Origin of the sequence: Pseudoalteromonas sp. R86517 (assembly GCF_042466295.1) — a bacterium.
GTDB classification, from domain to species: domain Bacteria; phylum Pseudomonadota; class Gammaproteobacteria; order Enterobacterales; family Alteromonadaceae; genus Pseudoalteromonas; species Pseudoalteromonas atlantica.
The window spans coordinates 2,539,265-2,560,511 of the sequence record NZ_JAXHCB010000001.1; the positions used below are offsets into that span (position 1 = coordinate 2,539,265).

The window sequence follows — 21,247 nt, forward strand, 5'->3', positions numbered from 1 at the left end:
TAAATAAAATATTCCAAAAAGGTTAATTAATAATGCAAACGCCAGTCATTCTAATCGTAGAGGATGAAGACGTAACTCGACTAAACCTCGTGAGTTTATTTGAAGCTGAAGGTTACAAAGTTATTGAAGCCATTGATGGCGATGATATGCATGACAAGCTTACAAATAATGATGACGTCAATCTTGTAGTTATGGACATCAACCTACCGGGTAAAAACGGGCTAATTTTAGCACGTGAATTACGCCAAAAACGTAAAGTCGGTTTAATCTTTTTAACCGGCCGTGATAACGATGTAGACCGTATTTTAGGTTTAGAAATTGGTGCTGATGATTACATCACTAAACCTTTTAACCCTCGTGAATTGACTATACGCGCTCGCAACTTAATTACCCGTACAGCGCTAGGCGGCGAAGAGTCAGTGCTAGAAACCAACGGTGTAATTACATTTAACGGTTGGGAACTTGACGAAAACAGCCGTTGTTTAACGTCACCAAATGGTGATGCTAAGCGTTTACCTAAAGGTGAATACAGAGCGCTGCGTTTAATGCTTGATTCTCCAGGGCGTATTTTTAGCCGTGAGCAACTTATTAAGCATATGACTGGCCGTGAGCTTCGCGCTAATGACCGTACAGTAGATGTAACGATTCGTCGTATTCGTAAGCACTTCGAAAGTGATAATTCTACTTCTGAGCTAATCAGCACCATCCATGGTGAAGGTTACCGCTTTATTGGTAAAATCGACGCTTAATTAGAGTAAACCGCTTACTCTAATAATTGTAAAAACGAATGAAGGGCAATTTGTCCTTCATTTATTTTATCTGCCAATGTATCTAACCATTCTTTTAGTACTTCATCTGATTCATCAAGCGCACCGTGTTCCATCTTTTTAGCATGTAACTGTACGTCGTTTAATCCTACAGAGCCCGCAGCACCTTTAAGCTTATGCGCCACCGATTTGTACTCTTCCCTGTCGTTTTCATTTAACGCGCTTTGCAGCTCTTGCTGATATTGCGGGTTTAGTTTTTCAAATAAACCACTGCTGCGCTTAAATACTTCAAGCCCCATAGAGTTTACAAAGTCTTCAATGGTTTCAACATCAAGCACACCTGCATTAATACCCTCAAGCGCTTCTTTACTTACCGTGAGCAGCGGTTTGTCTGATTCACTTTGTTGAATATCAAACAAATCAGCTAGCATTTTATCAAGCTTTATTGTATTAATCGGTTTAGCAAGCGCCCCTTGCACCGAAATACCTTCTAAGTCTTCTTCGGCGCTACGTACATTCGCTGTAAGCGCAACGATAGGTAGTTTATCAAAATGGCTATCGGCACGTATTTGTCTTGCCACCTCATCACCATTTATATCGGGCAGTTGCATATCAAGTAGTACTAAATCTAGCTCGTCTTCGGTTTCTACAAACGAGAGTGCATCTTCACCCGTTTCGGCCCAAATTACTTCATGGCCGCGCTGCTCTAACAGGTTAGTCGCAATTTCAGCATTTAATGGCACATCCTCTACAAGTAAAATATATAAACCTCTACCGGCATAGCTTTGTTCAGTAGGCGCTACACATAAGCTAAGCGGTATGTGCACGGTAAAGCAGCTGCCTTCACCTTCTGCACTGGTTACCGAAATAGTGCCTTTCATTGCACTGACTAACGCTTTGGTAACGGCTAAACCAATGCCTGAGCCAATCGCGTTTTTACCGCTTAAATCTGGGGCTTTGTAGTACATATCAAATATGCGCGAGAGTTGATCCTCTGGGATCCCCTGCCCTGTGTCTGATATTTTAAGTTCAAGCCACGGTCCATCGTTACGCTCTTCTCGGCTACATGTGAGTTTTACCTCGCCATGCTGGGTAAACTTAACGGCATTATTAATTAAGTTCCATACCACTTGGCGTAAACGCGTTGGATCTAGGAGTGCATAAACATCTAATGTGCCATTTCGCTCAATTGAAAATTCAAGCTCTTTTTGTTCAGCAATTAAACCTGCAAAGTTCACTACATCGTTAATAAAGTCTGAAACGTTAATAGAGTCGGTTGCTATATCTAACTGCTCTCGGTCTATTTTATCTAAATCTATAATATCGTTAAAAATATTACCTAAGGTTTCAGCGCTCGAAAATACCGTATTACACCAACTGCGTTGCTGCTTATTAAGCTCTGTATCAAGTAGCATTCGGGTTAAACCTACAATGCCATTTAATGGCGTGCGCAGCTCATGACTAAGCGTTGCTATAAACTTACCTTTATCCTTATAGGCTGTTTCAAGCGCTTGTGCTGCTTCTTTACGGCTGGTTATATCACGGCCAAATGCAAGCAAACCTATGTAGTCACCTTGATCGTTTATAAACGGTAATTTACGCAGCTCAAACCAACGGTTTTCACCATTAACCATATATTCAACATCAATTGTCAGCGCTTGATGCGTTTGCTCTACTTGTTTATCGGTTCTGAGTACTTCTGCTAAAAAGTAGCTCGGGAAAATTTGCTCAACTGTTTTACCAATTAATTCAGCACTGGTTTTGCCCATAACCTCTTCAAACATTTTATTACAGCCGGCAAACACGCCGTTGTTATCTCGGTAATAAAATAAATCGGGGGAAGAGTCGACAATAGAGCGAAGGAGCATGCCTTGCTGAGCAAGTTCTTGTTGTGTTTTTTTACGCTCTGCTATTTCGCGGCGAAGCTCTTCAATGGCGCGATGCTTGGCATGAAAAGCCATTTTTCGCTCATCTATTTCAATGTTGAGGCGGTTGATATTATCTTTTAATGTTTGGTTTAACAGCTTTTCTTGTTTTGTGGCGCTGTCTAAATAAGCGTATGAGGCATCTAATTGTCTAATCGAGTTGAGTAAAATACTGATCATAAAAGGAGATACAACCGCGGTAAAAAATACCACAGCTAAAATATCAACTAAATTAACCTCACCCAGTGCCACATAATAAAACATACTCGACAATATAAGCGACACGCCTAATAAAAGCGCGTAGCACATTGCCGCGGTTTTTAACTCACCAAAGCGAGTTATTAAACTAGAAAGTACTCGAGCCCAAGGGCTCAAAGAAGAATCGGTCATAGGTCAGTGTATCTCGTTACTAGGCATAAATAAAAAGTGCCTATTAATAGTCAAACGCATTTTGCAGCAGATTTTAGCATTTTTCTATTAGCTATATTCATGTTGTGCGACAAAAACAGAAAATTTTCATGTTTACTTTTGCCTACTTGTTAAACTCATCATTTCAGCAATAAATTATTTAGTGTAAAATGCTGCGCTTTATTATGACCAATAACGAGTAGCGCACATGCAAACCAACATGCCCGATATAGCTGATACGGCTCCCGCCTTACAAACAGGTAAGTTAGACTGGGTTGGTATGGGCGAAATAGAACTGCCATTTATTTTTGAATCGAAAGATTTAGCACCCGTTACCGTTAACGCAAAAGCGCGTGCCTTTGTTAATTTGCATAAAGAAGACGCTAAAGGCATTCATATGTCGCGTTTATTTTTAGCGCTTGATTTACTCTCAACAGAGCAACAAGTTAACCCACAAACTTTAGCTCAAGCACTCGATACCTTTATCACCAGCCACGAAGGATTAAGTGACAAAGCTCAAATAGAGTTTAAATTTGAATTACCGCTGCGTCGTAAATCGTTGTTAAGCGGTAAAGCAGGTTGGAAAAGCTACCCAATTACCCTAACCAGCACTATTGAAAATAGCGTAATTAGCTACGAGCTAAGCGTTGATGTTACTTATTCATCAACCTGTCCATGCTCTGCAGCACTTGCTCGCCAACTTATTCAAAATGCTTTTAGCGAAAAGTTTAACCAAGAAACACTTAATCAAAAAGATGTTTTAGCATGGCTAGGTACAACGCAGGGTATTGTGGCAACGCCTCACTCACAGCGTTCAATTGCAAACGTTAAAGTAAAACTAGATAACACGATTAGTGAATTTGACGTAGTAAATTTAATTGATACATTAGAAGCTGAACTAAAAACCCCCGTACAAGCGGCAGTAAAACGTGAAGATGAGCAAGAATTTGCCCGCCTTAACGGTCAAAATTTAATGTTTTGTGAAGACGCTGCACGTAAAATTAAAGCGGTTCTTGAAAACGATAACTTTAGTGATTACTGGCTGCAAATTAATCATTACGAATCACTCCATGCGCATGATGCAGTCGCGATTGCCGTTAAAGGAATTGAGGGCGGTTACAAAGCCTAACAGCCCTGCTGCATTAATAATAAATACATACGGTAATTAGCTATAACAACCAATTTTTAGGCACGTAAATTGCTTTACTTGAGCAGTGTCAATTTGTTGTTATGGAGTTACCGTATGGAATTCGCTTTATTATCAATTTTAGTATTAGTGGTTGGGGCCTCTGTGGTTGCGTCAAAATTTAGTGATGATGGCGGCAATCCCTATCCTTTTACCCGCAAACAAACTGTGTTTACACAGGTTGAGGGTGCATTTTTAAATCTTTTAGAGCGTGCGGTAGGCGATCAATACAAAATTGTGAGCCGCGTCAAACTCATCGATGTAATCGACTGCAAGCAAGGCCTCTCTGCTAAATCAAAACGTGCAGCTTTAGCTAAAGCTAAAAATAAGCAACTCGATTTTGTGCTGGTAGATAAAGAGAAAATGACGATAGTCGCTGCGGTCGATTTAGTTAACAACGCCAATAAAGATGGCCACAAAGCGCAGCGCGACTGGTTTGTAAACGGCGCTTTAGAATCTGCTGGCATTCCACATATTCGTATGAAAGTAAAATCAGGCTACCGCCCTTCAGAGGTGCGCGATGCAATTATGTTTAAATTAGGCAAACCTGCAGCGGTGCAATCGGCTCGTCCAACACGTAATCGTGTAAGTAAACCTGCGGTATTGTCACCTTCTCAGGCTAAAGCGCAAACCACTGCGTTAGCCGAAATTTAAAATAGAATTAAATACTCTCCTAAAAGTATTTAAAGCGAGCCGTAAAACAGCTCGCTTTTTTGTTTTTTATTGCTAACTTCACGTATAATCTACGTATTCAAACTCAGGAATCAAACACTATGAATGTTGGTATTATTGGCGCAATGGAGCCAGAAGTTAAAATTTTACGTGAAGCAATGCAAAACCCACAAGTGCTGACTAAAGCAGGGTTTACCTTTTACACAGGCGAATTAGCAGGTAATACAGTAACACTTGTGCAATCGGGTATTGGTAAAGTGGCATCAACGATTGCAACCACGTTATTAATTGATAACTTTAATCCTGACTGTGTTATTAACACAGGTTCTGCCGGTGGCTTTGATCCCTCTTTAAGTGTTGGCGATGTTGTTATCTCTTCAGAAGTACGCCATCACGATGTAGATGTAACCGCTTTTGGCTACGAAATTGGCCAAGTTCCACAAATGCCAGCAGGCTTTGCCGCACACCCAAAACTAGTTGAAGCTGCCGAGCAAACCATTGCGCAAATTAGCGAAGTAAAAACCTTAGTAGGCTTAATTTGTACGGGTGATTCATTTATGTGTGACCCAGTGCGAATTGATAAAGCACGCAGCGACTTTCCTACAATGCTTGCAGTAGAAATGGAAGGCGCATCTATTGCACAAACGTGTTTTGCGCTTAATACGCCATTTGTGGTTATTCGCTCTATGTCTGACATTGCCGGTAAAGAGTCGCCGCAATCGTTTGAAGAATACTTAGAGACTGCATCAATCAATTCATCAAAAATGGTTGTTGCACTATTGGAAAAACTAACAAAAGTTACACTGTAAATGCTAAGCAATATTGTTCAAAACCATTTGGACTTTATTGCCTTTTTTGTGGCGCTCATTGCTGAGCGCTTTTTCCCGTTAAAAAGCTGGTATCACCCTAATACAGTATTAACCGCTGTATTTAGTGCTATAGGAAAACGGGTTTATAAACCAAGTGAGCCTAAAAGTTACCTTTATTTAGCCTCCACTCTTGCCTGTGCGCTAGTTTTAAGCGTTATTCTTATTATTATTGTGTTACTGCTTGAATTTGCCTTTTATCCTGAGCTGCTAGCGGGCCTCATTTTATATTTGTGCCTAGAAAGCAAAGCGATTGAAAAAAAAGCCCTGCGTGTTGCAAAGTTAGTAAAACAAAACCAAAAATCTACCGCGCGTGAACTCGTAAAGCCACTGCTTGCCCGAGAGGTCAATAAGCTCTCAGCGCCAGGTATTATAAAAGCCTTAATTGAAAGCTTAATTTTACGAACTGCCCGTAATTACTTTACCGTTATATTTATATTTTTATTACTTGGGCCAATTGCCACTTTAGCGTATCGGCTACTGACTTTAATGCAGCATGCTTGGCGCGCCGATATTTCACCTAATAGCCACTTTTTAAAACCGCTTAAAATACTTTTGTTTATAATCGAATTTATCCCCGTACGCTTACTTGCATTAACCATTGCCGCAAACAAAGCCAGTAAACAAAGTATGCATTATATAAAGCACTATGGCAGACACTTTTATCAAACAAATACGGGGTGGATTTTAAGTGTGTGCTCCGCCTCTATTGGCGTACAGCTAGGCGGCCCTGCGGTTTATTTTGGTAAGCGTTTTAATAAAATGCGAATTGGAACCGAGCGACTCCCAAAAGCCGAAGACGTACCCGTGTTTATAAACAGATTAAATCAAGCGCGTGCCTTTTGGCTGTTAGTTATTATCAGTATTGAGATATTAAAGCTGATTTAGTGGTTTTTTAGCAGCCAAAATACGCGCACAAAAAAACCAGCCTAAGCTGGTTTTTTAGTTTTAACTGCGCTTACGCTACAGTAATGTTGGCAAACTTACGTTTACCTACTTGGTAAATAGCGGTCGTGCCTTTTGCTACTTCAAGTTTTGTATCAGTGATTTTATCTTCACCGTTAAGTTTTACTGCACCTTGCTTAATCATGCGCATTGCTTCAGAGGTACTGGCTACTAAATTAGCTTCTTTAAGTAAGTTAGCAATTAAAATACCTTCTTCTGCAATGGTAATTGTCAGCTCAGGGATTTCATCAGGTAGCGCTTTTTTCTGAAAACGTTTGATAAAGTCATCGTGTGCGGCTTGCGCAGCTTCTTCACTGTGAAAACGTGCAATTAACTCTTTCGCCAGCTCAATCTTAATATCACGCGGGTTAGTGCCCTGCTCTACGCGTTGTTTTTGCGCTGCAATTTCTTCGATTGATAAGCTACTTAGTAAGTCGTAGTAGCGCCACATAAGTACGTCGCTAATCGACATTACTTTACCAAACATATCGTTTGGCGCATCAGTAATACCAATGTAATTACCAAGCGACTTAGACATTTTTTGAACGCCGTCAGTGCCTTCAAGCAATGGCATCATTAATACTGTTTGAGGCTTTTGGCCTTCTACTTTTTGAAGCTCGCGGCCCATTAAAAGATTAAAGCGCTGATCAGTACCACCAAGCTCTACGTCTGACTCAAGTGCAACCGAATCCCAGCCTTGTACGAGTGGGTATAAAAATTCGTGAATTGCAATGGGTTGTCCGTTGCCGTAACGCTTTTTAAAGTCGTCACGCTCTAGCATACGCGCTACAGTTTGATTAGCTGCAAGTTTGATCATACCTGCGGCACCGAGGTTTTCCATCCACGAAGAGTTAAAGGCAACGGTGGTTTTAGCTGGGTCTAGAATCTTAAAAACCTGCTCTTTATAAGTCTCAGCATTGGCAAGTACATCTTCACGGGTCAGTGGTTTACGTGTTACATTTTTGCCTGTTGGATCGCCAATCATGCCGGTAAAGTCACCAATTAAGAAAATAACCTCATGACCTAAATCTTGAAAGGTTTTCATTTTATTAATTAGTACAGTGTGACCTAAATGTAAGTCTGGCGCGGTAGGATCGAAACCGGCTTTAATTTTTAACTTTTTGCCCGACTTTAGTTTTTCAACTAATTCGTCTTCAATTAATATCTCTTCTGCACCGCGTTTTATCTCTGCTAGAGCGGTTTGTAAATCCACTGTGTATTACTCCAAAATTCTGCCAACGAAGGGGCAACTAGATGACTTGCTACATAAGGGTTTAAAACAGATTTAAACCAAAAGCACTTATGTTGCTAACATAACAAATTTCTACCTAATTAAAACAATTTTTTATGCGAATAATGCAACTAAACTCAATAAGCTTAGTCTCACTGTGTTAGGCAATTAGAAATGGTGTTTAAACGCCGATTTTAGCGCACTTTAGAAACAGTTTAAATCGATAAACTTAAACAACTATAAATTGTCATTTTACTAACATTTGCGGGGCTTTTAGCTTTATTTACTAGTATTCGTACCTTATTACGTATATCCTGCATTAATATATATTTTATTTTCACGACAGCAGAAAAGGCACGTTATGGTTCACGTGGTTAACACGCTTCCCAAAAAACACAAATTGCTTATTCTAGGTTTGGTTTCTGCTATTGTTGGCTTAGCCTTTCTTCCTTCAGAAAAAGCGACTGCATCCAAAGACAATAGTGCAAATGCACTAGAAATTGGTAAGCGTTACGAGTTACAAGTTAAAGTTGAAGACAACGAAAAATTAACTGAATTAAATTCGCCAGAAGCAGCAGAAAAGCTGCCAGAATACGACTTAGTCGATCATCAAGTTAAAAACGGCGATAATTTAGCAATTATCTTCAAGCGTGCTGGCTTTTCAGCGCAAACGCTTCACAAGCTAATTAACACCAATGCTGAAACACGCAAACTAACTAAAATTCACCCAGGTGAAATACTTAGTTTTGCAACAGCAGAAAACGGTGATTTAGCTCAGCTTCGTTATGTTATTTCAAAAACAGATACTTTGTTTGTTACCTTAAATGACGAAGGTAATTACGACACATCAATAGATAGCAAAGAAATAGAAACACTGAGCAAAACAGCCGGTGGCGAAATTTCTAGCAGCTTTTGGACCTCAGCAATTGCTGCAGGCTTAAGCGAGCGCCAAATAATGAACTTTGCTGATATATTTGGTTGGGATGTGGATTTTGCCAACGATATTCGTAAGGGCGATCAGTTTGGGCTAATTTACGAGTCGCATTATGTTGATGGCGAGTTTATTGGCACTGGTAAAATTATTGCTGCAGAATTTATAAACCAAGGCCAGCGTTATGCGGCTATTCGCCATACCGACGGCAGCTTTTATACGCCTGAAGGGCGCAGCATGAAAAAAGCATTTTTACGTGCGCCGGTAAACTTTAAGTATATTAGCTCGAGCTTTAACCCACGTCGCTTACACCCAGTAACAGGGCAAGTAAGAGCGCACCGTGGTATTGATTACGCAGCACGTACAGGCACACCGGTTGTAGCCTCGGGTAACGGTAAAGTAATTAAAGCAGGTTATAGTAAGTACAATGGTAACTATGTATTTATAAGCCATGGCACACAGTACGTAACTAAGTACTTACACCTTAACAAAAAACTTGTTAAAACAGGCCAAAAGGTTAAACAAGGTGACAAAATTGGTACCGTGGGTTCTACCGGCCGTGTAACAGGCGCGCACCTACACTACGAATTTTTAGTAAATGGTGTACACCGTAACCCTAAAACCGTTAAGTTACCTAAGTCTGAGCCATTACCACGCTCTGAACTTGCTAAGTTTAAACCTATTGCCGAAAACTTTATTGCACAGCTTGAACGCAATCGCGAACTACAGCTAGCACTTAAGTAACGTATAAGTTATAGATACTAAAAAAGCCTTTGCAGGGTTAACCTGCAAAGGCTTTTTTGTGTTTTTTATTAGTTTATTAGTTTATTAGTTTATTAGTTTATTAGTTCATTAATACATAAATTAGCTGTACGACTAAAGAAACCATAACCAGCGGCCAAATATATTTGCTGTATTTGGTTGCGCCATCCAACCCCATTTTACCTTGGTACTTTTCAAGCAAAGGTATCAGCACCGCTAGAGCGACAAACAAGCAAATTAAAATAACAAATATATTCATTCCTAAACCTTAATTATGGTAATTCATGGCCTTTGGCGCTTACATACAATGCATACCAATGTTCGCGACTTAACGTAACATTTAGCGCACCGCATGACGCTGCAATACGCTCAACGTTCGTTGTGCCAATAATTGGCTGTATTAATGCAGGGTGGCGTAATAACCAAGCTAAAACAATTGCCTCAGGCGTTGTATCGTAAAGTGCAGCAAGCTTATTTACGAGTATGCTGGTATTTATATCGGCTTGCGATGCATTTATTAAATCGCCCCCTGTGTATAGCCCTTGGCATAAACTCCCCCAGCTTTGTATTTGAATATCAAAGTGGCGGCAATACTCTACACTGCCCGGTGTAAAGTTAAGATCTTTTCCATCTGCATTACCTGCATAAACACCTTCATCAACAAATTGGTGTTTTTGTAAACTTGCTTCAATTTGGTTAGCAACAATTGGCATATCTAGGGCATGTTGTAAAAAGTTCATTTGGTGCTGCTGCATGTTCGATACGGCAAAATTACGTACTTTGCCACTTTCTTGAAGGCAGCTAAATACTTGTGCAATTTCTTCTACTTCCATTAGCGGATCAGGGCGATGAAGCATAAGCACATCAAGATAATCTGTGTTTAAACGTTTAAGTGAACCTTCAACTGACTCTTCAATCCACTTGGCCGAAAAATCGTAACGCTTAGGGCCTTTATCATCTTCAAAGCGTATACCGCATTTAGATTGAATATACATGTGCTCGCGCAGCTCTGGTCGCTCAGCTAGTGCTTGGCCAAATACCTGCTCGGCTTTGCCAAAGGTATAAATATCGGCGTGATCAAAAAAGTTAATGCCGCCAGCTATGGCTGCATCAATACACTCGTGAGTTTGCTTTAAGTGAGCCTTAGTAATGGCGTCTTTATTCCAACCGCCGCCTAGGCCCATACAGCCAAAAACGAGTCTACTAACATGAGGTAAATATTTTGCCAAAGGGGTGTGAAGCATGATGACTATCCTTATTAGTGTGCATAGCCCTCACTGTAAACAAAAACACGTCTGCAAACAAACTTTAATACGTGCAGTTTTATAGGCATAAAAAAAGCGCAGTAAACTGCGCTAATCGGTTGGATTAAATCCTAAATACTAGCCAACAAGCGCCAGTAATATACCTGCGGCTACGGCACTTCCTAGCACCCCAGCTACGTTTGGCCCCATAGCATGCATAAGTAAAAAGTTATGTGGGTTATTCTCAAGCCCAACTTTATTAACTACACGCGCCGCCATCGGTACTGCCGATACACCCGCAGCACCAATTAAAGGGTTAATAGGTGTTTTAGAAAGCTTGTTAAGGCCTTTTGCCATAAACACACCCGATGCTGTACCAATAGCAAATGCCAGCGCACCGAGCACCAAAATACCAATGGTTTCTACAGTTAAAAACTGATCAGCCGCTAGTTTAGAGCCTACTGCCAAACCTAAAAATATCGTGGTTATATTAATAATTTCGTTTTGGGCACTGTTACTAAGCCTATCTACAACACCAGACTCACGCATTAAATTACCTAAACAGAACATGCCTACCAGTGGAATAGCCGCTGGTAAAAACATAGCGGTTAAGCTCAGTACCATTAAAGGAAATACTATTTTCTCTTTTTTAGATACTTTGCGCAGCTCTGGCATTTTAATAGCACGCTCATCAGGTGTAGTTAATGCGCGCATAATTGGCGGCTGAATAATTGGCACTAACGCCATATAAGAATAAGCAGCAACCGCAATGGCACCTAGTAAATCAGGGGCAAGCTTAGATGCTAAAAATATGGCTGTAGGGCCATCGGCACCACCAATAATGGCAATGGCTGAGGCATCTTGTAAGCTAAATTCAAAGCCAGGTACATAGTTTAATAAAATTGCCCCAAACAAGGTGGCAAAAATACCAAACTGCGCGGCTGCACCCAGTAATAACATACGCGGGTTGGCAATAAGCGCACTAAAATCAGTCAGCGCCCCTACTCCCATAAAAATTAATAAAGGGAAGATCCCCGTATCAATACCAACGTAGTACACGTAATAAAGCAAACCACCTGGGTCAGAAAGCCCAGCAACCGGAATATTAGTCAGTATTGCGCCAAAGCCAATCGGCAGCAGTAATAGGGGCTCAAAGTTTTTAGCAATGGCTAAAAACAACAACAAACACCCTACCGCAATCATTATTAAGCCAGGAAACGTAAAGTTAGCAATGCCGGTAGCATGCCAAAGGTTTAAAAGACCTTCCATTAAAGCTACTCCTACGCCATCGCTATAATTGCATCGCCCGTTGTCACAGCATCACCTTCAGACACTAAGACCTCAGCCACAGTACCTGAGTGCATTGCACGAACCTCGGTTTCCATTTTCATCGCTTCCATAATAACAACCACATCGCCTTCGTTTACGGCTTGGCCTGCTTTTACTTTTACTTTAAAAATATTACCTGCCAGTGGCGCATTCAGTGTTTCACCTGATGCAACCGATGCTGATTGTGGTAAGTGCTCTGAATCTTTTAGCGTTACCTCTTTAAGCTCGCCACCTTGCGCAACCACTACATCGTAAACTTTACCGTCAACTTTAACGCTGTATTGCTCAGCGCTAACACCTTTGTTACTTGCAGGTTTTGCTGCAGGCTTAGTGTTTGCATCATCAGCACTTGGCACTGCTTCAAAGGCATCTGGGTTGTTACGGTTTTTAATAAATTTAAGGCCAACCTGTGGGAATAATGCATAGGTAAGCACATCATCTATTTGCTCATCAGCAAGTGTTAAACCTTGTTCTTGCGCTTCTTTTTGCAGCTCTGCTTCAAGCGATGCAAGCTCTGGGGCTATATTATCTGCAGGGCGACACGTAATAACCTCACAGCCATCAAGCACTCGCTCTTGCAGCTCTTTGTTCATAGGCGCAGGTGTTAAACCATACTCGCCTTTTAAAACACCGGCGGTTTCTTTGGTAATTGTTTTATAACGCTCACCCGTAAGCACATTTAGTACTGCTTGTGTGCCTACAATTTGCGATGTTGGAGTAACTAGCGGAATAAAACCTAAATCCTCACGCACGCGTGGGATCTCAAGTAATACTTCATTTAGCTTATCTGCTGCGCCTTGCTCTTTAAGTTGGTTTTCCATGTTGGTTAACATGCCACCAGGTACTTGCGCGAGTAAAATACGGCCATCAACACCTTTAAGGCTCCCCTCAAAGGCAGCGTACTTTTTACGTACATCTCTAAAGTAAGCCGCTATTTCTTCTAGCTGGTTTAAATCTAATTCGGTATCGCGGGGCGTTCCTTCAACAATCGCTACAATGGTTTCTGTAGCTGAATGACCGTAAGTCATACTCATTGAAGAAATTGCGGTATCAAGCATATCAATACCTGCATCAATGGCTTTTTGATACGTAGCGGTACTTAAACCTGTGGTTGCATGGCACTGCATAGCAATAGGGATAGAAACGGTTTCTTTTAGCCCTTTAATAAGTTGCTCTGCATCGTATGGTTTTAATAAGCCTGCCATATCTTTAATACAAATAGAGTGACAACCTAAATCCTCTAGCTGTTTTGCAAGGGTTAACCACATATCAAGGGTATGCACAGGGCTTACAGTATAAGAAATAGTGCCTTGTGCGTGTGCTCCTACTTTTACAGCCGCTTTAATTGCCGTTTCTAAGTTACGCACATCGTTCATGGCGTCAAAAATACGAAATACATCTACACCATTTTTGTGGGCACGCTCTACAAACTTTTCTACCACGTCATCGGCATAGTGGCGGTAACCCAATAAATTTTGCCCACGTAATAGCATTTGCTGTTTAGTATTGGGCATTGCTTTTTTAAGGGCACGAATACGCTCCCACGGATCTTCACCTAAATAACGAATACACGAGTCAAACGTAGCGCCGCCCCACGACTCAATAGACCAATAACCGGCATCATCAAGTTTGCTAGCAATAGGTAGCATGTCATCTAAGCGCATACGGGTTGCAAGTAAAGACTGATGAGCATCGCGTAAAACAAGTTCTGTTAATTTTAATTTAGCCATGTGTGCCTCTTATTTATTATTTGATTTGTACTGAGCAATGGCAGCACTAATAGCAGCGATGTGCTCGTTTGGCACACCTTGAGATTTTAAAGATGGTGATTTAACCGGTATTGCAACTTCAGCCTCGTCAAAACGAGCAACCAAGTTAGACATGAGTGACACAGCACCAATCAATATTGAAAGAAATACAAACACGCCCACCATGCCCGTAAGCATCAAGCTACCTGCGGTTGTGAGTACAGCTCCTATATCCATTTTTCTCCCCCTGCACTATATAGCGATATAAAAAACCGCTTTATTTAAATAATTATTCACCGAATGATAACAAAACTTTTAACTTTGTCCACCACCTGTCAATTGGTAAAACCAATTAAAATTAAACTAACATACAGCCACAATAGTTAACATAGCTAATACAGGGTTAAATTAGCTTAGATATAGATGATAAAAATAACCGTTATAGGCAAAGGTTATATGGTTAAACCCAAAACAACTTAAAAATCATAAAAAATAGTAAGTTAAACGGCAGGTAAAAAATCAGCTTGGGCTAAAATGTAAATTGGTCTTACCAAGACTAGTAAAGCAGCGCACAAAAAATATTTATTTTTTCACTCTCTTTACAATAGTGTGAATAAGTTACATCGTTAAACGTAAAACTTACCAATCCTAAATTTACAACCTTCGTTCAAAAAACCATAACATATTGAAAATTAATAAAATTAAACTCTGGCACGCAACTGGCATTATTACTTTCGAACGAATTTGATAACCAAGGAGAAAACAATGTTACGCTGGACAATTACATTTTTAGTTATTGCTTTAATCGCTGCAGTGTTAGGTTTTGGTGGTATCGCAGGTGCCGCAGCTGGTATAGCAAAAATTATATTCTTTATCTTTTTAGTACTTTTAGTGATTTCTTTAGTTTCAGGTGCGCTGCGCGGTAAATCGCCCAGGTAGCTACTAACATACTTAAAACACTAAACAATCAACATATACAAGGAATTACATTATGAACTCAACAACTTTAAAAGCAGCACTAATCGCCGTATTTGCAGGTTTCTTTATGATGGGTTGTGAAGACAACCACGCAGAAGAAGCAGGTGAGCGTATTGATGAAGCAGTAACTGACGTGCAAAACTCTGTTGAAGATGCATGTGAAAATGTAAAAGAAGGCGTTAACGCAGAAGAAACTAACTGTTAATCTGTTTGGTAACGTAAAAAACGGCTTTTAATAAGCCGTTTTTTTGTGCGCTAATAAAAAGCGGCTTCTAACTCTTATAATGCATAGCCTACATTAACGGGTGTGATTTTTACGCTAGCTTGTTAAAATAGCGAAAACTATTACTTATTAGCAATTATGGCACTGACCACCACTTACACACTCGATAAACCCTACTACTACGAATGCTTTGACGAGTCCCACTCTTATAGTAAAGCAGCTAAGCCAAAGTATTTTTTGCTGGCATTACTGGTGTGCTTAGGTTTAATTAGTATTTACGCTATGGACGATCATTACCTAGGTACATTTTTAATAATGCTAGGTGTATTAGAATGCGTTGCCTTTTATTACCGTAGGCCTTGGTGGGTTACGCGCCAAATGTTTAGTCGTGCTTCGGGCTCAGAGGTTACTCTTTCGTTTACCGATGACGCTATTAGCACCGAAAACCACTATAAAAGCCATACATTTAAGTGGGCAGAAATAACCCATATTATTAAAACCAACCACGGCTACTTAGTGCACCATAATAAAGGTATGCAATATATTTCTAGCAGTGTATTAACCGATGAAATGCGCGATTTTATAAACAAAAAAGCCACTCAGTGAGTGGCTTTTGGTATAGCTAAGTGCATTACTCAGCTAAGTATACGTGTTGATTAAGCATTGCCCGGATTAGGGTTAGACTTTTCAGCTTGTATACGCATGTAAATCTCTTCACGATGCACTGAAACGTCTTTAGGTGCGTTAACACCAATTCGAACTTGATTTCCTTTAACACCTAATACAGTAACAGTTACTTCGTCACCAATCATTAGGGTTTCACCTACTCTACGAGTTAGTATTAGCATTCTCTTGCTCCCATGTTCCAATAAATTATAAGATTCCGCTTGACCATTTTAATGAAAAATTGATTGAAAAGTAAGTAAAAACTCCCAAACTATCCATTTTCTGTTAAAAATTCTGAGTGTAACGCTCTTGCTGCTAGTTCTAAATACTTCTCGTCAATTAAAACCGATACCTTGATTTCAGACGTCGATACTAAAACTATGTGTATGCCTTCTTGCGCCAATGCATCAAAAAATTGATGCGCTACACCACTGTGAGACTTCATTCCTATGCCAACAGCCGACACTTTTGCAACTGTTGTATCACTAGAAATGCTATCAGCCTGCAGATTTACCTGTTGTTGAGTTAGTAAATCGTGTGCTTGCAAATAGTCATTTGAATGCACAGTAAAAGCATAGTCTATTTTTTCAAAGTTATGATTAACTTGACTAATCATATCTATTTCGATGCCATTTTCTGCAAAAAGTTTCAAAATTTTTGTAAGAGAATGAACACAGTATGGTACGCCATGTACCTTTATCAAGCATTCGTCACGATTAAACGCAATCCCCGACACAACCTTAGTTGGCATATCGCTCTCCTCAAAACTTATTAGCGTTCCTTCATCGGGCTCAAAACTCGAAAGCACCCTTAGCGGCATTTTATGATTACCAGCCGACTCAACAGCACGAATATGCAATACTTTTGCGCCTAAGCTTGCCAGCTCTAGCATTTCGGCAAACGTTACATGACGCATTCGCTGTGCATTTGGTTCTACACGAGGATCAGTAGTGTATACGCCATCAACGTCGGTATAGATCTGACATTCATCGGCTTTTATTGCCGCGGCTATTTCCACCGCAGAGGTATCGGTGCCGCCGCGTCCAAGGGTTGTAATATTGCCCTCTACATCGCGCCCCTGAAAACCGGCAATAATCGCAACCCGATTATGCTCAAGCTCATGCTTTAAACGCGTTGCAGCAACCTCTTCAATACGGGCTTTACCAAACATGTTATCGGTTTGAATATTAACCTGATCGGCTAGTAGGCTTACAGCCGAATGGCCACGTTTTATAATAGCCATAGCAAGGAGCGAAACAGAAACCTGTTCTCCAGTGCTAATAAGTACGTCTAATTCTCGGCTACTCGGGCGAGTATCTATTTGCTTGGCGAGGTTAATTAAGCGGTTGGTTTCTCCCGACATGGCCGAAAGAACCACAACCACTTGATGACCTTGCTGCTTAGTTTTAACAACAAGGTCGGCGACCGCTTCTATTCGCTCAATAGAGCCAACCGAAGTGCCGCCAAACTTTTGGACAATAAGTGCCACGTAAGCTTAAACTTTCTCGCTTACCCAGGCTGTTACGCTTTCAAGCGCGGCGTTTAGGTTTTCAGGCTGTGAACCACCCGCTTGTGCCATATCAGGACGACCGCCCCCTTTACCGCCTACTTGGCCTGCCATGTGGTTTACAAGCTCACCAGCTTTAACTTTACCGGTTAAATCTTTCGTTACACCGGCAATTAGGCTTACTTTTTCGCCGCTGGCAACACCCAGTGCAATAACACCTGAGCCAATCTTGTTTTTAAGGTCGTCAACCATACCACGAAGCGCTTTAGATTCAGTCCCTTCAACGTTTGCCACTAGTAGCTTAACGCCATTAATTTCAACAATCGAATCAAGTAAAGATGCACCCGCTGCACTGGCTAGCTTATCGTTAAGCTGTGCAATTTGCTTTTCAAGACCTTTAGACTTTTCAAGAAGCGCAGTTACTTTTTCAAGTACCGATGCGCTATCACCTTTTACCAGCGCCGCTACATCGTTTAGCTGTTTTTCTTGCTCGCTTACATACGCCACTGCATCTGCGCCTGTTACTGCTTCAATACGGCGTACGCCTGCAGCAATACCGCTTTCAGATACAATTTTAAATAAGCCAATATCACCCGCGCGCTCTACATGCGTACCGCCACACAGTTCAATTGAGTAATCGCCAATGGTTACTACGCGTACTTCATCGTCGTACTTTTCGCCAAACAGCGCCATTGCCCCTTTTGCTTTAGCGTCATCAATCGCCATAAGCTCAGTGTTTAGGGCAAAGTTACGACGAATTTCATCGTTAACTACACGCTCAATTTCACGTAGCTCGTCTTTAGTAACAGCTTCAAAGTGCGAGAAGTCAAAACGTAAACGCTCAGGCTCAACCAGCGAGCCTTTTTGGCTTACGTGTTCACCTAGTAATTGGCGCAATGCTTCGTGTAAAATATGCGTAGCTGTGTGATTTTTCTTAATGCGTTCACGGCGTGCATCATCAATAGTGGCATCTACTTTATCGTTAACCGCAATGCGCCCTTGTACGCTACCATGGTGCGCAAACGCATTACCCAGCTTAGTAGTGTTAGTTACTGTAAACTCGCCACCTGCAACAGTAATGGTACCGGTATCGCCTGTTTGGCCACCAGATTCAGCATAAAATGGCGTATGGTTAAGTACAACAATGCCTTGTTGGCCGTCTTCTAAAATAGAAACCGACTCACCATTTGCAAACACTTCTACTACTGTAGCGCTATGATGTGTGCTGTCGTAGCCTTTAAACTCAGTGTGTTTTTCTGACTTTAATTGCTCGTTGTAATCGGCACCAAATTTACCAGCTTGCTGCGCTGTTTTACGCTGTACAGCCATGCACTCTTCAAAGCCTGCATGGTCTATTGTCATTTGGCGCTCACGGGCTACATCGGCCGTTAAATCAGCAGGGAAACCATAGGTGTCGTATAATTTAAATACTAAATCACCAGGAATAACATCGCCTTTAAGCTCGCTTAGGCTCTCTTCTAAAATAGCTAAGCCACGCTCAAGGGTTTTACCAAATTGTTCTTCTTCAATACGCAGTACTTTTTCGATAATTTCTTGCTGCTTTGCAAGCTCTGGGTAGGCTTGGCCCATTTGTTCAATAAGCGCTGCAACCAGTTTATAGAAAAACGCACCTTGTGCACCAAGCTTGTTACCATGGCGTACTGCACGACGAATAATACGACGCAATACATAACCACGGCCTTCATTTGATGGCATAACACCATCAGAAATTAAAAACGCACACGAACGAATATGATCCGCAACAACGCGTAGCGATTTATCGTTTAAATCTTGTGCGTTAGTTACACTTGCCGCAGCTGCGATTAAGCCTTGGAACAAGTCGATTTCGTAGTTTGAATGCACGCCTTGTAAAATAGCAGCAATACGCTCAAGGCCCATACCTGTATCAACAGATTGTTTAGGCAGCGGCTCCATAGTACCGTCGCTTTGACGGTTGTACTGCATAAATACAAGGTTCCAAATTTCTATAAAGCGGTCGCCATCTTCTTCAGGCGAGCCCGGAGGACCACCCCAAATGTGCTCACCGTGATCGTAAAATATTTCAGAACACGGACCACATGGGCCAGTATCGCCCATTGACCAAAAGTTATCTGAGGTAGCAATACGAATAATACGATCTTCGCTTAGGCCAATATCATTGTGCCAAAAGCCAAATGCATCTTCATCGTCGTGGTAAATAGTAACAAGTAGTTTTTCTTGTGGTAATTTAACAACCTCAGTTAAAAACTCCCACGCAAACTTAATAGCGTCTTGTTTAAAGTAATCGCCAAAACTAAAGTTACCTAGCATTTCAAAAAATGTATGGTGACGCGCTGTGTAACCTACGTTTTCTAAATCGTTATGTTTACCACCAGCACGCACACAACGCTGTGCACTTGTAGCACGCGTGTAAGGGCGAGTTTCGGCGCCTAAAAACACATCCTTAAAAGGAACCATGCCGGCATTGTTAAATAACAACGTGGCATCGTTACCCGGAATAAGTGAAGCCGATTGGACAATTTGGTGCTGTTTGCTGGCAAAAAAGTCTAAAAACTGTTGCCTAAGTTGTGCCGTAGTCATGTGCTGCATGTGAAAATCTCACCTGTATTTACTGTGCTTGCATTGCAAAATCAATTTGTTCGTAGCTAAATCCTCGGTACATTAAGTAGCGCACGCGCTTAGCTTTATCTTTGTACTCGAGGTTGGCCGGTGTAGTTGAATACTTTTTGTTGTACGCTTCCTGCGCAAGCTCAAACCAGTCTATTTCAAGCTCTTCAACCACTCTTTCAAGTAGTGAACGGTCAATCCCTTTGCCTATGGCTTCGCTTTGAATGCGCTTTAAGCCATGGCCTTTAAAAATGTGTTTTCTGACAAACCCTTCGCAATAGCGTTGCTCATTAATAAAATTGTGCTCTTCGCACCAATTAAGCAGGGTTTCTATAAACTCGTCGCTGGCTTCTTTTTGCTGAAGCTTAAAGGTTAACTCGCGGCGCGAATACTCTTGGCGCCCAAGTAACCACAGTACATAGTTTTTAAGCTTTTGTTTTAACTTATCATCCATTAAGCGTCAAAGCGCCCGCTTTGTTCACTGCTAAGTGGTTTAACATTACTATCGTCACTTGGCGGTACAACTGGCATAAAAATAGCCTGATAAGATACAAAGAAACTAATGTAGCAAATTGGCATTAAAATCAACAGCGGTAAGAACGATAAGAACATAGAAAGCGCCATAAATAACACACAAATAATGCCAAAAACACTCAATGCGAACAGGTTATGATAAAAAACCAATAGCGAATTTTTAAGCGCCGTTAAAATGCGTTTTTCTTTACTAAAATAAATAAGCGGTACCGCGTAAGCAAACGCCATTAAATACACCGCCATTGCCACTAAAAATAGCACCACACTGGCGCCCGAAATACTATTTAAAGTTTGCTCAAGCGCAATGTTAGGATCAAGCCCCTCTTGGCTCATAATAGCCACGGCATCGGCAAATAAGCCATTAGCCAATAAGGCCATTAAAATACCCGCTCCCATTTGGTAAAGCGCTAAACGTAGTAGCCCTAAACGGTTACCTTTTGCGCTAAAGGGTTTGAGTATGTCGGCCAGCATAATTTTACCGCCCTGCTGCTTGCTAAGTACCGCTTGGTAAAAACCGGCGGTTAAAAAAGGCGTAGCAAGTGCCGCAACAACTTGCAGCAAAGGTAAAAATAACGACAGTATGCCCACTATGCCTATTAATAAGTGCATAACTACAAAGGTAAATGGCTGGGTTTTAAAAATATGCCAACCGGCTTTAAACCACTTTAGCCCGGCATCGGCTTTAAAAATTCGTAATTCGTTAGACATACTGGCTCTT

Annotated in this window: 21 protein-coding genes; 9 read left to right on the plus strand and 12 right to left on the minus strand. The window is 41.1% G+C overall.

Annotated features, from left to right (window positions below; translation table 11 throughout):
- Positions 1 to 32: 32 nt before the first annotated feature.
- Positions 33 to 749 (plus strand): two-component system response regulator ArcA, encoded by a 717-nt coding sequence (gene arcA, locus SJY38_RS11470; RefSeq protein ID WP_004587530.1) that lies wholly within the window; start codon positions 33 to 35, stop codon positions 747 to 749.
- Positions 750 to 763: 14 nt separating this feature from the next.
- On the opposite strand, the gene arcB is transcribed toward arcA, so the two are convergent.
- The gene (gene arcB / locus SJY38_RS11475; protein ID WP_286938788.1) at positions 764 to 3,082 is read right to left on the minus strand and encodes an aerobic respiration two-component sensor histidine kinase ArcB; all 2,319 of its coding nucleotides are present in this window, start codon (positions 3,080 to 3,082) and stop codon (positions 764 to 766) included.
- Between the two features lie 226 nt (positions 3,083 to 3,308).
- On the opposite strand from arcB, the gene folE2 reads away from it, so the two are divergent.
- The 4 genes from folE2 to SJY38_RS11495 all read left to right on the plus strand — a co-directional run bounded on the left by folE2 (position 3,309) and on the right by SJY38_RS11495 (position 6,712).
- Positions 3,309 to 4,229 carry a GTP cyclohydrolase FolE2 gene (gene folE2, locus SJY38_RS11480; RefSeq protein ID WP_055254809.1) on the plus strand — a complete coding sequence of 307 codons (921 nt, stop codon included), beginning with the start codon at positions 3,309 to 3,311 and terminating at the stop codon, positions 4,227 to 4,229.
- Positions 4,230 to 4,343: 114 nt separating this feature from the next.
- Positions 4,344 to 4,940: a DUF2726 domain-containing protein gene (locus tag SJY38_RS11485; protein WP_024031608.1), complete on the plus strand. Its 597-nt coding sequence runs from the start codon at positions 4,344 to 4,346 to the stop codon at positions 4,938 to 4,940.
- Between the two features lie 119 nt (positions 4,941 to 5,059).
- Complete coding sequence (gene mtnN, locus SJY38_RS11490) at positions 5,060 to 5,767, plus strand: 5'-methylthioadenosine/S-adenosylhomocysteine nucleosidase (protein WP_004587526.1); 708 nt, start codon at positions 5,060 to 5,062, stop codon at positions 5,765 to 5,767.
- The gene (locus SJY38_RS11495) at positions 5,768 to 6,712 is read left to right on the plus strand and encodes a cobalamin biosynthesis protein (RefSeq protein WP_377109792.1); all 945 of its coding nucleotides are present in this window, start codon (positions 5,768 to 5,770) and stop codon (positions 6,710 to 6,712) included.
- Between the two features lie 70 nt (positions 6,713 to 6,782).
- Here SJY38_RS11495 and tyrS read toward each other — a convergent pair whose 3' ends face one another.
- Positions 6,783 to 7,982 carry a tyrosine--tRNA ligase gene (tyrS, locus tag SJY38_RS11500; RefSeq protein ID WP_055254812.1) on the minus strand — a complete coding sequence of 400 codons (1,200 nt, stop codon included), beginning with the start codon at positions 7,980 to 7,982 and terminating at the stop codon, positions 6,783 to 6,785.
- A gap of 379 nt (positions 7,983 to 8,361) precedes the next feature.
- On the opposite strand from tyrS, the gene SJY38_RS11505 reads away from it, so the two are divergent.
- Complete coding sequence (locus SJY38_RS11505; RefSeq protein WP_004587523.1) at positions 8,362 to 9,675, plus strand: peptidoglycan DD-metalloendopeptidase family protein; 1,314 nt, start codon at positions 8,362 to 8,364, stop codon at positions 9,673 to 9,675.
- A 100-nt stretch (positions 9,676 to 9,775) separates the two neighbouring features.
- Here the strand turns inward: SJY38_RS11505 and SJY38_RS11510 are convergent, their stop codons facing one another.
- The 5 genes from SJY38_RS11510 to SJY38_RS11530 form a co-directional block, all read right to left on the minus strand.
- Entirely contained in the window at positions 9,776 to 9,952 is a 177-nt protein-coding gene (locus SJY38_RS11510) for a hypothetical protein (protein ID WP_004587522.1), read from the minus strand.
- Between the two features lie 13 nt (positions 9,953 to 9,965).
- Positions 9,966 to 10,937, minus strand: coding sequence for an aldo/keto reductase family oxidoreductase (locus SJY38_RS11515; RefSeq protein WP_377109793.1), 972 nt, complete (start codon positions 10,935 to 10,937; stop codon positions 9,966 to 9,968).
- Between the two features lie 138 nt (positions 10,938 to 11,075).
- Entirely contained in the window at positions 11,076 to 12,206 is a 1,131-nt protein-coding gene (locus SJY38_RS11520) for a sodium ion-translocating decarboxylase subunit beta (RefSeq protein ID WP_004587520.1), read from the minus strand.
- Positions 12,207 to 12,217: 11 nt separating this feature from the next.
- On the minus strand, positions 12,218 to 13,996 hold the full coding sequence (oadA, locus tag SJY38_RS11525; protein WP_377109794.1) for a sodium-extruding oxaloacetate decarboxylase subunit alpha: 1,779 nt from the start codon (positions 13,994 to 13,996) through the stop codon (positions 12,218 to 12,220).
- A gap of 9 nt (positions 13,997 to 14,005) precedes the next feature.
- Complete coding sequence (locus SJY38_RS11530) at positions 14,006 to 14,251, minus strand: OadG family protein (RefSeq protein WP_024031602.1); 246 nt, start codon at positions 14,249 to 14,251, stop codon at positions 14,006 to 14,008.
- Positions 14,252 to 14,779: 528 nt separating this feature from the next.
- Between SJY38_RS11530 and SJY38_RS11535 the strand changes: the two genes are divergently transcribed.
- The 3 genes from SJY38_RS11535 (at position 14,780) to SJY38_RS11545 (ending at position 15,821) form a co-directional block, all read left to right on the plus strand.
- A complete protein-coding gene (locus SJY38_RS11535) occupies positions 14,780 to 14,953 on the plus strand; it encodes a DUF1328 domain-containing protein (RefSeq protein ID WP_002961939.1) in 174 nt (57 codons plus the stop codon).
- Positions 14,954 to 15,005: 52 nt separating this feature from the next.
- Positions 15,006 to 15,197, plus strand: a complete 192-nt coding sequence (locus SJY38_RS11540; protein WP_004587517.1) for a hypothetical protein — start codon at positions 15,006 to 15,008, stop codon at positions 15,195 to 15,197.
- A 156-nt stretch (positions 15,198 to 15,353) separates the two neighbouring features.
- Positions 15,354 to 15,821: a YcxB family protein gene (locus SJY38_RS11545; protein WP_024031601.1), complete on the plus strand. Its 468-nt coding sequence runs from the start codon at positions 15,354 to 15,356 to the stop codon at positions 15,819 to 15,821.
- A gap of 50 nt (positions 15,822 to 15,871) precedes the next feature.
- On the opposite strand, the gene csrA is transcribed toward SJY38_RS11545, so the two are convergent.
- The 5 genes from csrA to SJY38_RS11570 form a co-directional block, all read right to left on the minus strand.
- Positions 15,872 to 16,063, minus strand: a complete 192-nt coding sequence (gene csrA, locus SJY38_RS11550; protein WP_004587515.1) for a carbon storage regulator CsrA — start codon at positions 16,061 to 16,063, stop codon at positions 15,872 to 15,874.
- Positions 16,064 to 16,152: 89 nt separating this feature from the next.
- Positions 16,153 to 17,370, minus strand: coding sequence for an aspartate kinase (locus tag SJY38_RS11555; RefSeq protein ID WP_377109795.1), 1,218 nt, complete (start codon positions 17,368 to 17,370; stop codon positions 16,153 to 16,155).
- A gap of 6 nt (positions 17,371 to 17,376) precedes the next feature.
- Positions 17,377 to 19,977, minus strand: a complete 2,601-nt coding sequence (gene alaS / locus SJY38_RS11560; protein ID WP_055254821.1) for an alanine--tRNA ligase — start codon at positions 19,975 to 19,977, stop codon at positions 17,377 to 17,379.
- Positions 19,978 to 19,996: 19 nt separating this feature from the next.
- Positions 19,997 to 20,449 (minus strand): regulatory protein RecX, encoded by a 453-nt coding sequence (locus SJY38_RS11565; RefSeq protein WP_004587512.1) that lies wholly within the window; start codon positions 20,447 to 20,449, stop codon positions 19,997 to 19,999.
- Positions 20,449 to 21,237, minus strand: a complete 789-nt coding sequence (locus SJY38_RS11570) for a BPSS1780 family membrane protein (RefSeq protein WP_004587511.1) — start codon at positions 21,235 to 21,237, stop codon at positions 20,449 to 20,451. The genes SJY38_RS11565 and SJY38_RS11570 overlap by 1 nt, the downstream gene beginning before the upstream one ends.
- Between the last annotated feature and the right edge of the window lie 10 nt (positions 21,238 to 21,247).